Raw genomic sequence first — 14,464 nt, 5'->3', positions numbered from 1 at the left:
AGGATTAATCCGGGCGTTGTGCGAGGGTTTCGGATGGCCGCTGCCCGAACAGGCGCTTGTACTCTTGGGAAAACTCGCCCAGATGGACAAAGCCCCAGCGCATGGCGACCCGGGTGACAGTTGTGTGGGCCGGCAGTGCGATTAACAGCTCTGCACGTACCCGGTTGAGCCTGAGCGTACGTAGATAGGCAATGGGGGTGAGCTGCATGGTGCTGCGAAAGGCATACTGCAGCGTACGTTCCGACACGTCTGTGGTGGCGCAAATATCGGTAATGGAGGGCACATGCCCCACTTGCAGGCAGGCATCCATGTAGTCTCGGGCGGTCGAGACCAGCCGCTGGGCTCGCCAGCCGGCACGGACGCTGCGGCAGACACCGGTATCGATCGCGGTTGCCTGACTGAGCGCAACAACAACGCTATCACGCAGCAGCCGGGCGCAGTTGGCCAAGGGCAGCGGGCCTTCCGGGCTACGGTGATGAAGCAGGGCGTTGAAATCAGCCATCAGACCGGCCGTGAGCTTGCTGTTGAACGCTTGCGGCGCTTCAGGACGCAGCGCCTCATCGCCCTGACCAAGAATACGCGCCCCGTCCAGCAGACTGTCTTGATCGAGACAGAGGTATAAAGTTTCGCTTTCCGGCATCACCCGAATATCAAGATCCACACCCCTGGGCAAAAAATAGAGCCAGGAATCCATCGGGTTTAAAAACTGGGAGAAGCGCATTCCCGGAGCAACCGTTTTTGCAATGGAAATCGCACACAGGTTACCTTGAGTGATGCCGCTTTTGTGCACTATCTGGTTCTGGCGCTCATGTACAAGGTGCATACCATTCAGTGACAGCGTTGCACACTCGCCCTGGTAACACCCCGCGCTTAACTGGTGTATTTCCAGATCAAGCCAGGGCTGAGCAGCGGCCTGCAGCGAGGCATCATTCAATACGAAAGGTGTCGGCTTGCGATAAGTGGACATCGTTAAACGATGCATGTGACTGATTTTTACTTCAAGCATCGTGTTTTATGATTTTCGCGCACTTTTATGCGTTTTGAACACTCAGTAAGTTCTGGTAGCGTAAAAAACGACTGTGTGGTTTTACCCCCAACTGACTCAGCCTTTGGCCCGCCATGAATAAAAACAATGATGCTTTTGAACACTTGAACAGCGATAGCCATGCTCTCTGGGATTTTGAAGCCCAGGACTTTCCACTGCCGGAGGGCAGCGGCATGGGGCGCCTGCAACGCTATGATTTCAATGATTTGCTGCGGCTTTATCGGTCCGAATTCAGGGTCCAGCGCGACTGTGTAATCGACACCAGTGCGGCCGAGACCGAACTGCCCAACCTGCTCTGCAGCGTGCTCCTGTTAAGCGGCGAAATGCTGCTGGAAACCCCGGATGGCAAACAATATGAGATCACTCCGCAATCCGGCATCGTCTACCGCGTGCGTGATAATGGCACCCGTTTTCTTATGAAAGGCGGACAGACGCTTCGACATATCGGGGTAGCCGGTAAAATATCCGGCCTTCACAAGCAGCTTGGTGAGGCACTGCCCGGTGCTTTATCCTGCTTTTCGTCATTTCCTGAGTCTGGTGTCGTCAGCCGTGAAGTACCGGTCAACACCCGCCTGCGCAGCCTGTTAACCAATGTTTTTGCACCCAGTACCAGCGTATCCGACCCGCTTCAGGAGATTGCACTGGAGGGGGTTTCCATGTCTATTCTGGCGGAGGTAGCTCGGACAATAATGGCAAGCGACACAGAGGGCACAGACAGAGCCCCACTCTGGGGCGAGCATATATTTGAAAGTCTGACAGGTTACATCCGCGGCAACCTGGATGCTCCACTTAAGACAGATGATATATGCCAACGCTTCGGCATTACCCGGCGCCAGCTCACCCAACTGTTTCAGGTATCAGCACAGTGCTCTCCCAGAGAATTTTTGCGCCGTGAGCGACTGGAACACGCACGGGTGCTGATCGAGCAGAAAGGGGCTCCGATCAAGATGGTTGCAGCTGCGGTGGGCTATAGTCATGCCAGTAACTTCTCCAAAGCCTATCGCCAGTACTTCGGGGAAACACCAGGCCATACTGTACGATTAAAAGCGACTGATATATACGCCGAATAAGACTGTGACCATCTCCGAAACGTCTATTAATGGGGCATGGTAACCGCAATGCCCCGCCTGTCGGCAGTCTGCCACAAACACCTTCCGTTTTTTTAAACTTCCTTGCTTTCAAGCCGTTGACAGCGTTACGAAAACAGGGAATAATTCGCGGCCTTGAAAGCTTATGGCAATGTAGCTCAGTTGGTTAGAGCAACGCATTCATAATGCGTGGGTCGCAGGTTCGAGTCCCGCCATTGCCACCATGCTTTCAGATCCAGGGGTATAGCCAAGCGGTAAGGCAACGGGTTTTGATCCCGTCATGCGGAGGTTCGAATCCTCCTACCCCTGCCATTTGTGGCAATGTAGCTCAGTTGGTTAGAGCAACGCATTCATAATGCGTGGGTCGCAGGTTCGAGTCCCGCCATTGCCACCATTCTTTACAGGGGTATCGCCAAGCGGTAAGGCACTGGATTCTGATTCCAGCATGCGGAGGTTCGAATCCTCCTACCCCTGCCATCCTGCTCCATATCCTCCCACTTTCTTGATTTTTCACAGACCTGACACGGCATTCATTTGTCGTTAATATGGGGCACTAATGATCCCCCGTTACTTCAGGTATACAACATGAGTGGTTCCACGGACGAGCTATTACATGCACTGGCCAGTCAGGCTCAACACGATGCTCGCAACATAAACCTGCTGTTTGCCGCCTGTGATGGCATCCAGATGGACCAGTTGCTGACCACCCTCAGAACAGCCCATTTTTCGCCTCGCGGCCAATCTGTACAAGGCTCTGACGAGCTGCTGAATGTACTCAGTCAGCGCTCTTGGGACTTGCTGATCTTTGCCAGCAAGGATCACTACAGCACAGAACTGACCCCCGCCAAGGCCTTGGATCTGTTGAATCGTCTTAACCGTGACATACCGGTGATACTGCTGTCGCCAGGTCATGAATACCATGACCCAACCCACTGGCTTGGCATCGGTGTACAAGCGATGCTTCCCGAACGTAACCACGAATTACTGCTGCTCGAGCTGAACCGGGTGTACGCCCAGCTGCAAACACGCCGTGAACTGCGTAACACACAGAACCGACTGGCACAGCTGCAGCAACGCAATCAGACACTGGTAGAAAGTTCATCCTTGGCAATATGCATGCTGCATAACGGCCTGATCCTGCATGCCAACAAAAGTTTTGCCCACCTGTTCGGTTATGATAATGCAGAGCACCTGCTCGAACACTCACTGCGTCAGCTGCTTGAAGAGCGCTTCAGGGATGATCTGGACCAGATACTGCGAGAGTGCGATCACAGCAGCTCTGCATTGCAGCGCAACCTCACCGCCCAGAGACCAGACGATACCCGCTTCGAGGCCCGTTTCAGCTTCGCGCCATCCGAATACGATGGACGTCCCTGCCTTGAGGTCGAGATCATCACCGATTTCGACGCATCGGAAGAAATTTTCCGCGACATAAATCCGATCAGCGGCCTGAACAACCATCAGGCATTCATGCGTGCACTGGAAGTTGCCTGCAATAACGCCCGCCGCGGAGGGCAGGACCGCAACCTGATGCTGCTGACACTGGATCATCTGGAGGTGATTCGAACCGAAGTTGGCATTGACGGGGTTGATCTCATTTTGCGTGATATCGCCAGCATTTTGAAACAGAAAGTGAGCCGTGCCCACCTGCTGTCCCATTTGGATGACAACAGTTTTGCCATCATTCTGCACACCGCCGATCCCAACAAGGCTGTCGACATTGGAGAGCAGCTTTGCCACGCCGTCAGCAGCCATATCTGCCAAGTACAGAACACGGCCATCCACACCACCTTGTCAGTAGGTATAGTCGTCATCAACGACAGCGCTCCGACGCCAGTAGAGCTGGTTTCCCGCGCTCGCATGATGGCCGAGAGCCTGCATCACGGCAACCGGCCCGGCAATGGTGTCAGTCTGTATCAGGAAGAGAAGACGCTGCTCTCCAGCAGCGATGCCAAAATGAGCAAACGCCTGCTCAACGCGCTCAAAATGGACCGATTCCGACTTCTGTACCAGCCGGTCGTACCGCTGCGATTGGAAACGCCGACCCAGTATTACGAGGTACTGCTGCGCTTGATGAGTGACAGTGACAAGGAAATCTCTCCCAATGCGTTCATCGCCCAAGCGATAGAGCCTGAGGTACTGGTTGAGCTGGACCGCTGGGTCATCAAGCGGGCACTGTCGGAGCTGAGCAGCAAGCAGAACATTGAGAAGCGCACACACCTGCTGATCAACCTATCCGGCCCCTCGCTGCGTAGCGCAGAGCTGGTGCAGTGGCTGGGAGAAGAGCTGCGCAGAAGCCACGTACCCGCCGAATACCTGGTATTCGAAATCAGCGAAAGTGATGCTGCGGTTGATTTGATTGCGGCACGACATTTTGCCCGTGCCATTCAGCAACTGCACTGCCAGGTATGCCTGAAACATTTCGGCAGCTCACCCAACTCGGAACATGTACGCAAGGAGCTGGATTCTGAGTTTATCAAGCTGGATGGTTCCTACATTCAGGACCTGCAGAATCGCAACCTGACCATGGAATCACTGGAGGAAATGCTGGCCCCACTGAAACAGCAGAACAAGCTGATCATCGCCCCTTTGGTTGAAGAAACCCGTGTGATCAGCGACCTGTTCAGCGCCGGTGTTCATCTGGTTCAGGGGCACTATCTGCAACCCCCGCGGGAGCAGATGGATTACGATTTCTTTGAGGGATAGGAGCGTCAACGACAGCCTGCTCAGAGCAGGCTGTCGCGGTCCCGAAAACCGATCAGGTACAGAATGCCGTCCAGCCCAAGTGTCGATATTGCCTGCTTGGCACTCTGACGCACCAGCGGTTTGGCCCTGAAGGCGATCCCCAAACCAGCGATGGACAGCATCGGCAAGTCATTGGCGCCATCCCCTACGGCGATGGTCTGTTCCAGTCGCACACCTTCCTTTTCAGCAATTTCACGCAACAGCTGGGCCTTGCGCTCACCGTTGACGATGGTACCCACTACCTCGCCTGTAACCATGCCATCTTGAATATCCAACTCGTTGGCATACACATAGTCAAAACCGAGCTTCTGCTGCAGGAAGTGACCAAAATAGGTAAACCCACCTGACAAAATGGCGGTCTTGAAGCCCAACGCCTTCAAATGCCCCACCAGCTCAGTTGCGCCTTCAGTCAAAGGCAGGCGCTCGGCAATGCGTTCAAGAACCGAGGCATCCAGCCCTTTGAGCAGCGCCACGCGGCGGCGGAAGCTCTCGTTGAAGTCGATTTCACCTCGCATGGCGGCTTCGGTAATCTCAATCACCTGCTCACCAACACCTGCCTCTTTCGCCAGCTCATCGATTACCTCGGCCTCGATCAGAGTCGAATCCATGTCGAACACCACCAGACGCCGGTTACGACGGAAAATATCATCCTTCTGAAAGGCGATATCCACATCCATATCGCTGGCCGTCTTGAGGAACTCTTCACGCAGCGCAGCGGCATCAGCCGGTAGCCCACGCACTGAGAACTCGACGCAGGCGCGAGTCTGACGCGCACCTTCATCCTGCAGTGAGATACGCCCGGACAGACGGCTGATATTATCAATATTCAGGCCATGGTCGGCGGCAATGGCGGTCACACGTGCAATGTGCTCGGCACTGATGCGTCGTGCCAACAGAGTGATGATATGGCGCGACTTGCCCTGACCTTCGACCCAGTGTTCATAGGCCGCGTCATCCACTGGCTCAAAACGCACCAGCATGTTCATCTCATGTGCCTTGAACAGAACATCCCGCAATAGAGGAGACGACTCGGATTCTTTCGGCACCTGAATCAGAATACCCAGCGAGAGCGTGTTGTGAATGACCGCCTGGCCGATATCAAGGATATTGATATGATAGCGGGCGAGGATCCCGGTGATAGCCGAGGTCACGCCCGGACGGTCGTCACCGGAAATTGTCAGCAGGATGATTTCGTTCATCGCACCCTTCCGTTAAGTGAGGCATTGCTGGTATCACCAGCATCTGGCTGCGATTATATCAGAGCGACCGCACTCGACGCAGTGCTGTCCTGTCCTTTTAGCACGAGGAGTCATTTTGCTTGAGTCACTGCTACAGGCATTACCACTGACACCGACAAGCATTGTGGTGCTGATTGCCCTGATTGCGATGCTGGAATCTCTGGCGTTTGTCGGCCTGCTGCTGCCCGGTGTTGCCCTGCTGTTTGCATTGGCTGTCATGGCCGGCTCAGCAGGAGTGTCACCGTGGGTCTGCCTTCTGGCAGCGTTCACGGGCGCGGTGTGTGGTGATGGAATAAGCTTTCTACTGGGGCGCCATTCCGCCACACCCATCCGCCGCCTTGACTGGCTGCAAAGACACCCCGAATGGCTGCAACGGGGCGAAGCATTTTTCCGGCGCTGGGGCGGGCTCAGTATCGTCACCGGTCGGTTTGTTGGTCCGATTCGTCCTGTCATTCCGTTTGTGGCCGGCAGCTGCGGCATGCCTGGCCTGGCTTTCACCTTCTTCAACCTGATCTCGGCTTTGGGTTGGGCGCCATTGTATCTGCTGCCCGGATACTTCACCGGCCGAGGGCTCACCACCGCCTCACCTCAACTGGCCCCGCTTTTCTGGTCAGCAGCTGTACTGCTGTTTACCCTGCTGCTGTTTCAACAGTTTCATCACCGACTGAAACCACATGGCAAGCTTCACACTTACTGGAGCCGAATACTCCCCGCCCCCTGGCCGCCCGGACCAACACTACTGCTGCTGTGTGCGTTGACCGCTCTTATCGGCATCACCCTTATTAACCTTGACTCTGCAGGCGACCAGATCAATTCGGCTTTGCTCATACCCCTTCGCTCAATAGGAGATGCCTTGCCACAAACGGCACTGGTGATGACGTTGATCGGTGATATTCCACTTGTTGCCGGGCTTTCACTCCTGTGTGCGCTGTTTGGGCTGGTGCGTGGGGATGGCTGGCGCGGCTGTGGAGTATTTGCGGGGGTTATCGGCGTCATTCTGCTTAACCATGTACTGAAGCAACTCTTTGGCCTGCCGAGGCCTGAAGGAAGCAGTCTTGCCAATTTCAGCTACCCAAGCGGGCATGCCTCAGCTGCCGCCGCGTTCTTTACTTTGACGGCCGTATGGCTGCTGCATAACAGGGATCATCAGACTCGCCATTTGGGTTATCTCTGCACCATACCCTTGATTCTGGCGGTTGCGCTATCCCGTCCAATGCTGGGAGTACACTGGCCCATGGACGTGATAGCGGGAGTGGCCGAAGCATTGGTGATCACAGCCATGTATCGGATATGGCTATATCACTGGCCAGCGCCAGTCAGAATACCACTGAGCTGGGCGGGGATACTGTGTGTCATCACAGGACTTTATGTGGTGCTGACATTCGACCTGGCTGCCGGGCGTTACCCCGGCAGCTGAATCAAGCATCAACCCTTGCGCTTTTGCCGCGCCTTGGGAGGGTGCTTGCGCTTCTGAGCGGCCTTGCGCTTGGTGGCAGCACCGGCGGGCTTATCCCCGCCAGTACGGCCTTCAGGCTTTTTTGAGCGACGACGCCCCTTGCTATGATCCGGCTTGCCGCGACCATCCGCGATCTGACCCTTGGCCAGCTTTTCACGCTGACTGGTTCGCTTGGGTTGTGCAGCGGCAGGCTCTGCTGCCAGCTCAAAGTCGATCTTGCGTTCATCCAGATCCACACGCACAACTTTGACCTCAAGCTCGTCACCCAGCTTGAAGACGCGACGGGTACGATCCCCGACCAAGCGCTGCTTCGCTACTTCAAAGTGATAGTAGTCACTGGGCAGTGAGGTAATGTGGATAAGTCCCTCGATATACAGGTCTTCCAGCTCTACAAACACACCAAAGCCGGTGACAGCTGCCACCACACCGGTAAACACTTCGCCAATCTGGCTTTGCATGTATTCACACTTGAGCCAGGCCACCACATCACGGGTGGCCTCATCAGCACGCCGTTCGGTCATGGAGCAGTGTTCACCCAGCGCCAGCATCTGCTCAAGCGAATACGGATAGCCAAATGCGGCATTGGCGGTAAACTTCTTCGGCCGCTCGACCGCCTTCGCCTTGCCATCACCGTGAATCGCACTGCGAATGGCGCGGTGAACCAACAGATCAGGATAGCGTCGTATGGGCGATGTGAAGTGCGCATAGGTCGGATAGGCCAGGCCAAAGTGGCCCAGATTTTCAGGGCTGTATACAGCCTGCTGCATCGACCTGAGCATCATGGTCTGGATAATGTGACGATCCGGCCGCCCCTTGATTGACTCGGCCAGCTTCAGGTAATCCTTTGGCTCGGGGCTGTCACCACCAGGGAGGTTAAGCCCCAGCTCACCCAGGAAGGCTCGCAGATTCTGCAGCTTCTGTGCCTTGGGCCCTTCATGGATTCGGTACAGAGCCGGCTTGCCGTACTTACCCAGAAAACGTGCGGTTGCCACGTTAGCGACCAGCATGCACTCTTCGATGATCTTGTGCGCATCGTTACGCACCACGGGAATAATCTCATCGATTTTGCGTACCTGATCAAATACGATACGCGTTTCAACGGTGTCAAAATCAATGGCTCCGCGGTCATCCCGCGCCTTGCGCAACGCCTTGTAGAGCTGATGCAGCTGCTCTACATCAGGCACTACGGCGCTGTACTGCTTGCGCAGGTTCGCACTGTCTTCATGCTCGGCATCCAACATTGCCCCTACCTTGGTGTAGGTCAGGCGCGCCTTGGAGTTGATCACCGCTTCGTAGAACTTATAACCCGACAGTTTACCGGCCCGGCTGATGGTCATCTCGCACACCATGGCCAGACGATCCACATTGGGGTTCAGCGAGCAGAGCCCGTTAGAAAGCAGTTCCGGCAGCATCGGAACCACAAACTCGGGGAAGTAGACCGAGTTGCCGCGCTTGACCGCTTCACGGTCCAGCGCCGAATCAGGGCGTACGTAGTAGGACACATCCGCAATCGCCACCCACAGACGCCAACCACCAAAGGTTTTTTTCTCACAGTAGACGGCATCGTCAAAGTCTTTGGCGTCTTCACCGTCAATGGTGACAAAAGGCAACTCGCGCAGATCGATGCGGTTCTGTTTGTCCTCTTCGCGCACTTCCGGTGTCAGCTCACCGATCTGCTGGTGCACATCCGCTGGAAACTCATCCGGGATTTCATGGTTGTGAATGGCAACCTGAATCTCCATTCCCGGCGCCATGCGATCACCCAACACTTCCACAACACGAGCGCGTGCAGGCTGCTTCCGGTTGGGATACTGGATGATCTCAGCTACTACCAGCTGGCCGTCTTCATACTCCAGACCGGTAGTCGGGTCAGGGATAATCATCACCTGATTGGTGATGCGTTGATTTTCGGGGATCAGCGATCCAAAACCACTGTGGCCATCAAACTTGCCCACCACCTTGGTGGTGCCACGTTCCAGCACTTCGACAATCTTGCCTTCGCGTCGGCCCTTGTGATCCACTCCGATGGACTGGACCAGTGCCCGGTCACCATCAAACACCTCACGCATGTTGCGCGGGCTGAGGAACAGGTCATCGCCACCGGCGTCCGGCTTCAGGAAGCCAAATCCATCACGATGTCCTATCACGCGGCCGGGAATCAGATCCATTTTCTGAATCAACCCGTACTCGCCCTTGCGGTTGGAGATCAGCTGACCATCTCGACACATGGCGATCAGGCGCCGGCGAACACCTTCAACACTGTCTTCATCATCAATACCCAGCTCCCGACACAGCACGGGATGACTGATCGGGGCGCCCCACTTCTCGAGGAATTCAAGCATGAAGTCACGGCTCGGTACCGGCTGTTCATACTTTTCAGCTTCCAGCTGAAGGTTGGGGTCTTTGTCTTTCCAATTCTTGCTCATTCAGTATCCAGTTGTTTCTGTACGATCTTTTGACCGATACAGCGGCCTTTCCTTCAGAATAGACCGTCAATATGTAAAAAATAAAGCCGGCGTTGCCGGCTTTACAGATCTCAGGGAAGTTCTTCGACCTCTTCGCCCTCTTTCTTCTCGGGCGGCATCAGGTCTTCGCGACTCACCTGCATTAAAATCAGTGCATTGGCGGCCACATAAATGGAGGAGTAAGTACCCACCAGCACACCAACCAACAAAGCCAATGCGAAACTGTGAATCATTTCGCCACCAAAATAGAACAGCGCAACCAGCACCAACAACGTCGTCAATGAAGTCATCAAGGTACGACTGAGTGTCTGACTCAGTGAAGCATTCATGACCTCAATGTTGTCTTCCTTACGCATGATGCGGAAGTTCTCACGAATCCGGTCGTACACTACGATGGTATCGTTCAGCGAGTAACCGATCACGGCCAGCACGGCAGCCAGCACCGTCAAGTCAAACTCGATCTGCAACAGCGAGAAAACACCCAGCACAATAACAACGTCATGCACCAGTGCCACTACTGCTCCCAGCGAAAATTTGAGCTGAAACCGAAAAGCAAGATAGACCATGATCATGAACAGTGCCAGCAGCATGCCCAGACCACCCTGCTCACGCAGTTCTTCGCCTACCTGTGAGCCGACAAATTCATTGCGGCGCAGCTCCACTGTTTGATCGGACCCGGCACGCAGGGCTTCCAGCACCTTGTCACCGAGCTGCGGGTCGTGATCAACCTGCAGCCGGATCAGGATATCGCGCGAGGAGCCGAAAGTTTGTACAACCGCATCCGGAAAGCCTTCTGCACTCAGCTTCTGGCGCACATCTTCCAGACTGACCGCCTGCTCATAACCGACTTCAACCAGGCTGCCACCAGTAAAGTCGAGGCCAAACTTGAGGCCGTTGACCGCCAGTGATGCAATCGACACCAGCAGCAAAACTGCGGAGAACGCCAGCGCCAGCTTGCGTATCCCCATGAAATTGTAAATCTTCTTTGCCGTCGTCATGGGGGTTCCTCAGATCATCAGTTTCTTCAGCGTGCGGCCGCCATACACCAGGTTCACCAGTGCACGGGTCACCAGCAAAGCAGTGAACATGGAGGTCAGAATACCGACCGACAGCGTAACGGCGAAGCCCTTAACCGGCCCAGTACCCATGGCGAACAGTATCACGGCTGCGATCAGCGTCGTCACGTTGGCATCAAGAATGGTTGTAAAGGCACGACTGAAGCCGGCATTAATGGCGGACTGAACCGGTAGCCCATTCTTCAACTCTTCTTTTATGCGCTCAAATATCAACACGTTGGCATCTACCGCCATACCCACGGTTAACACTATACCGGCAATACCCGGCAGGGTCAGTGTCGCTGACAACAGCGACATGACCGCCATCAGCAGGACCAGGTTCAAGGTCAGCGCGATATTCGCCAGCAGACCAAACACCTTGTAGTAGACCAGCATGAATACCAGCACCAGCGCGAAGCCGATCTGCACAGACAGCGTACCCTGCTCGATGTTGGTGGCACCAAGGCTCGGACCGACCGTACGTTCCTCTACGAAGTACACTGGCGCAGCCAGCGCACCGGCGCGCAACAGCAGTGCAAGTTCAGAGGATTCCTGAGCGCTGTCCAGTCCGGTGATGCGGAACTGGTTGCCCAGCGTACTCTGAATGGTCGCCAGCGAGATGATGCTTTTCTCCGTATAGGGGATACGACGCTCAACGCGCTCACCCTCGACGGTCTGTACCAGTGTACGCTGCTTGTGCTCGACAAACAGGACTGCCATGCGGCGCTGAATCGCGTTGCGCGTCACGCGGTTCATCATCTGACCACCGGGGCCATCCAGTGTGATCGACACCTGTGGCATGCCGTTCTCGTCAAAGGCAGCCTGTGCATTGGAGACACTGGAACCGGTGATGATAATGTCCTTTTCCAGCGCCGCAGTACGGCCTGGCTGGCTGCGGAAGTCATATGTCTCGGTGAGGGCACGACTGGTGTCCGGCAATGCTTCAAGTCGGAACTCCAGGTTCGCCGTTTTGCCGATCACGCGCTTGGCAGCCGCTGCATCCTGCACACCCGGCAGCTGGACCACGATGCGATTGCGCCCCTGCCGCTGCACCAGTGGCTCAGCAACGCCCAGCTCGTTGACACGGTTACGCAGGGTCGTGAGGTTCTGCTTGATGGCGTAGTCTTCGATCTGGCGGATAGTCTCTTCAGTCAGATTGATGTAGAGAAAATAGTCCTCGCCATCGGCTGCGGCATCCACCATGAACTCGGGCCAGGTGCGACGCAACAGTCCCTGCGCCTCGTCACGCACGGCAACATCATCGAAACGGACCGACAAACGGCCGTCTTCAAGATGGTCAACCATACGATAACGCAGTTTTTCTTCACGCAGTTTGGTCTTGATCTCGCTGACATATACATCCAGCCGCTGAGCAACCGCTTGCGCCATGTCCACTTCCATCAAGAAGTGCACACCACCACGCAGATCAAGGCCCAGCGTCATGGGACCGGCACCAATGGCCCGCAGCCATTCAGGTGTCGTCGGTGCCAGATTCATCGCCACGGTATAGTCGCTGCCCAGTGTCTGGGCAATCAGTTCGCGCGCTTCAAGCTGGGCATCAGAACTTCCAAGACGGACCAGGCCGACACCGCCCTCCTGCAATTCCGTTGCCTTGGCCGTCAGACCGACCTCTTCCAGGCGCTGTTCAATGGACGCCAGCGTACCCTGATCAACGGGAGCCGCATTACGGCCGGCTGACACCTGAATTGCATAGTCATCAGGATACAGATTGGGAGCTGCGTACAGGCCGGCAATCACCAGCACCAGCAGGATCAGGAAATTTTTCCACAGGGGGTAGCGGTTGAGCATCGTGCTCCATCCTCACCAAAAACGAAAGCGCCACCTGAACAGTGGCGCCGGAACACAGACGAGCGATCAGATATTCTTGATCGTGCCCTTGGGCAGTTCGGCCGCAACGTGGGCCTTCTGGAACTTCAGCTCAGTGCCTTCGGATACTTCCAGTACCACGTAATCATCGCTCAGGCGCAACACCTTACCGATGATGCCACCTGCCGTGATCACTTCATCACCTTTTGCCAGACCGGCGATCAGGTTTTTGTGATCCTTGGCACGTTTGGCCTGGGGGCGCCACATGAAGAAGTAGAAAATCAGACCAAAGCCGACCAGGAACAGGATGTTAAACATACCCGGATCCATGGCGCCAGCGCCTTCAGCGTAGGCCGGAGAGATGAAAAAGCTCATTCAGGTTGTACTCCCGATTACAGTGTCAGTGATGCGTTTCAAGCCGTCAGCGGCGGCGTTTCCTGCCCCCGCTGGCGATAGAATTCGTCTACGAAGTCGCTCAATTTACCCTGTTCAATGGCGTTGCGCAAACCAGCCATCAGCTCCTGATAGTAGTGCAGGTTGTGGATGGTATTGAGCTGCGCCCCCAGGATCTCCTTGCACTTGTCCAGATGGTGCAAATAGGCGCGACTGAAGTTCTGACAGGTATAACAGCTGCAGGTTTCATCCACAGGTGCCGTATTGGTTTTATTGGCCGAATTGCGAATCTTGACGATGCCGTTGCGAGTGAACAGAAAGCCGTTGCGCGCATTGCGGGTCGGCATGACGCAGTCGAACATATCGACACCACGACGCACCCCTTCGACCAGATCTTCCGGTTTGCCCACACCCATCAGGTAACGGGGCTTGTCCTCGGGCATTTTCCACGCCAGATGATCAAGAATGCGCACCATATCCTCCTTCGGCTCACCCACCGAGAGACCACCGATGGCATAGCCATCGAAGCCGATTTCGGTCAGCCCGGCAAGGGACTCATCGCGCAGACTCTCGTACATGCCACCCTGGATAATCCCGAACAATGCCGAAGGGCTTTTACCGTGAGCCTTTTTGGAGCGCTCGGCCCAGCGCAGCGACATGCGCATGGAGTCGGCCGCTGCCTTTTCCGTTGCCGGATAAGGCGTGCATTCATCGAAGATCATCACGATATCGGAGCCCAGTTCACGCTGAACCTGCATCGAGCTTTCCGGCGTCATGAACACCTTGCTGCCGTTTACCGGCGACTGGAAGGTCACACCCTCTTCGGTGATCTTGCGCAGCTTGCCAAGACTGAACACCTGAAAGCCACCGGAATCGGTCAAAATCGGCCCCTTCCACTGCATAAAGTCATGCAGATCACCGTGCTGCTGTACGATCTCGGTACCCGGACGCAGCATCAGATGGAAGGTGTTGCCCAGAATGATCTGGGCGCCGGTAGCTTCGATATCCCGCGGCAGCATGCCCTTGACGGTGCCGTATGTGCCCACCGGCATAAAAGCGGGCGTTTCAACCACACCACGGGGAAAGGTCAGACGTCCACGACGCGCCTTGCCTTCACTGGCAAGGGTCTCGAACTGCATAAAACATTCTCTG

The 14,464-nt window shown here is 55.5% G+C and carries 10 protein-coding genes and 4 tRNA genes; 7 read left to right on the top strand and 7 right to left on the bottom strand.

What is annotated here, in order from left to right; all coding sequences use genetic code 11:
- Window positions 1–4: 4 nt before the first annotated feature.
- Window positions 5–967 (bottom strand): helix-turn-helix domain-containing protein, encoded by a 963-nt coding sequence (locus tag ACAM29_RS18265; RefSeq protein ID WP_369624984.1) that lies wholly within the window; start codon window positions 965–967, stop codon window positions 5–7.
- 152 nt (window positions 968–1,119) lie between these two features.
- Between ACAM29_RS18265 and ACAM29_RS18260 the strand changes: the two genes are divergently transcribed.
- The 6 genes from ACAM29_RS18260 (at window position 1,120) to ACAM29_RS18235 (ending at window position 4,839) form a co-directional block, all read left to right on the top strand.
- On the top strand, window positions 1,120–2,115 hold the full coding sequence (locus ACAM29_RS18260) for a helix-turn-helix domain-containing protein (RefSeq protein WP_369624983.1): 996 nt from the start codon (window positions 1,120–1,122) through the stop codon (window positions 2,113–2,115).
- Between the two features lie 165 nt (window positions 2,116–2,280).
- Window positions 2,281–2,357 (top strand) — tRNA-Met (locus ACAM29_RS18255).
- A gap of 13 nt (window positions 2,358–2,370) precedes the next feature.
- Window positions 2,371–2,445 (top strand) — tRNA-Gln (locus ACAM29_RS18250).
- Window positions 2,446–2,450: 5 nt separating this feature from the next.
- A tRNA-Met gene (locus tag ACAM29_RS18245) sits at window positions 2,451–2,527 on the top strand.
- Window positions 2,528–2,535: 8 nt separating this feature from the next.
- Window positions 2,536–2,610: transfer RNA gene (locus tag ACAM29_RS18240), tRNA-Gln, on the top strand.
- Window positions 2,611–2,718: 108 nt separating this feature from the next.
- A complete protein-coding gene (locus tag ACAM29_RS18235) occupies window positions 2,719–4,839 on the top strand; it encodes an EAL domain-containing protein (RefSeq protein ID WP_369624982.1) in 2,121 nt (706 codons plus the stop codon).
- A 20-nt stretch (window positions 4,840–4,859) separates the two neighbouring features.
- On the opposite strand, the gene serB is transcribed toward ACAM29_RS18235, so the two are convergent.
- On the bottom strand, window positions 4,860–6,077 hold the full coding sequence (gene serB / locus ACAM29_RS18230) for a phosphoserine phosphatase SerB (protein ID WP_369624981.1): 1,218 nt from the start codon (window positions 6,075–6,077) through the stop codon (window positions 4,860–4,862).
- Window positions 6,078–6,192: 115 nt separating this feature from the next.
- On the opposite strand from serB, the gene ACAM29_RS18225 reads away from it, so the two are divergent.
- On the top strand, window positions 6,193–7,533 hold the full coding sequence (locus ACAM29_RS18225; protein ID WP_369624980.1) for a phosphatase PAP2 family protein: 1,341 nt from the start codon (window positions 6,193–6,195) through the stop codon (window positions 7,531–7,533).
- An 8-nt stretch (window positions 7,534–7,541) separates the two neighbouring features.
- Here the strand turns inward: ACAM29_RS18225 and rnr are convergent, their stop codons facing one another.
- The 5 genes from rnr to tgt form a co-directional block, all read right to left on the bottom strand.
- Window positions 7,542–9,998 carry a ribonuclease R gene (rnr, locus tag ACAM29_RS18220; RefSeq protein ID WP_354408614.1) on the bottom strand — a complete coding sequence of 819 codons (2,457 nt, stop codon included), beginning with the start codon at window positions 9,996–9,998 and terminating at the stop codon, window positions 7,542–7,544.
- A 110-nt stretch (window positions 9,999–10,108) separates the two neighbouring features.
- The gene (gene secF / locus ACAM29_RS18215; protein ID WP_206836149.1) at window positions 10,109–11,035 is read right to left on the bottom strand and encodes a protein translocase subunit SecF; all 927 of its coding nucleotides are present in this window, start codon (window positions 11,033–11,035) and stop codon (window positions 10,109–10,111) included.
- A gap of 9 nt (window positions 11,036–11,044) precedes the next feature.
- Window positions 11,045–12,901 carry a protein translocase subunit SecD gene (secD, locus tag ACAM29_RS18210; protein ID WP_369624979.1) on the bottom strand — a complete coding sequence of 619 codons (1,857 nt, stop codon included), beginning with the start codon at window positions 12,899–12,901 and terminating at the stop codon, window positions 11,045–11,047.
- Window positions 12,902–12,967: 66 nt separating this feature from the next.
- Entirely contained in the window at window positions 12,968–13,294 is a 327-nt protein-coding gene (yajC, locus tag ACAM29_RS18205) for a preprotein translocase subunit YajC (protein ID WP_091827774.1), read from the bottom strand.
- A gap of 38 nt (window positions 13,295–13,332) precedes the next feature.
- On the bottom strand, window positions 13,333–14,451 hold the full coding sequence (gene tgt / locus ACAM29_RS18200) for a tRNA guanosine(34) transglycosylase Tgt (protein ID WP_369624978.1): 1,119 nt from the start codon (window positions 14,449–14,451) through the stop codon (window positions 13,333–13,335).
- Window positions 14,452–14,464: the final 13 nt, after the last annotated feature.

This window comes from Marinobacterium sp. BA1 (assembly GCF_041155135.1).
Classification (GTDB): Bacteria; Pseudomonadota; Gammaproteobacteria; order Pseudomonadales; family Balneatricaceae; genus Marinobacterium; species Marinobacterium iners.
This window is presented reverse-complemented; position numbering and strand designations above follow the sequence as displayed.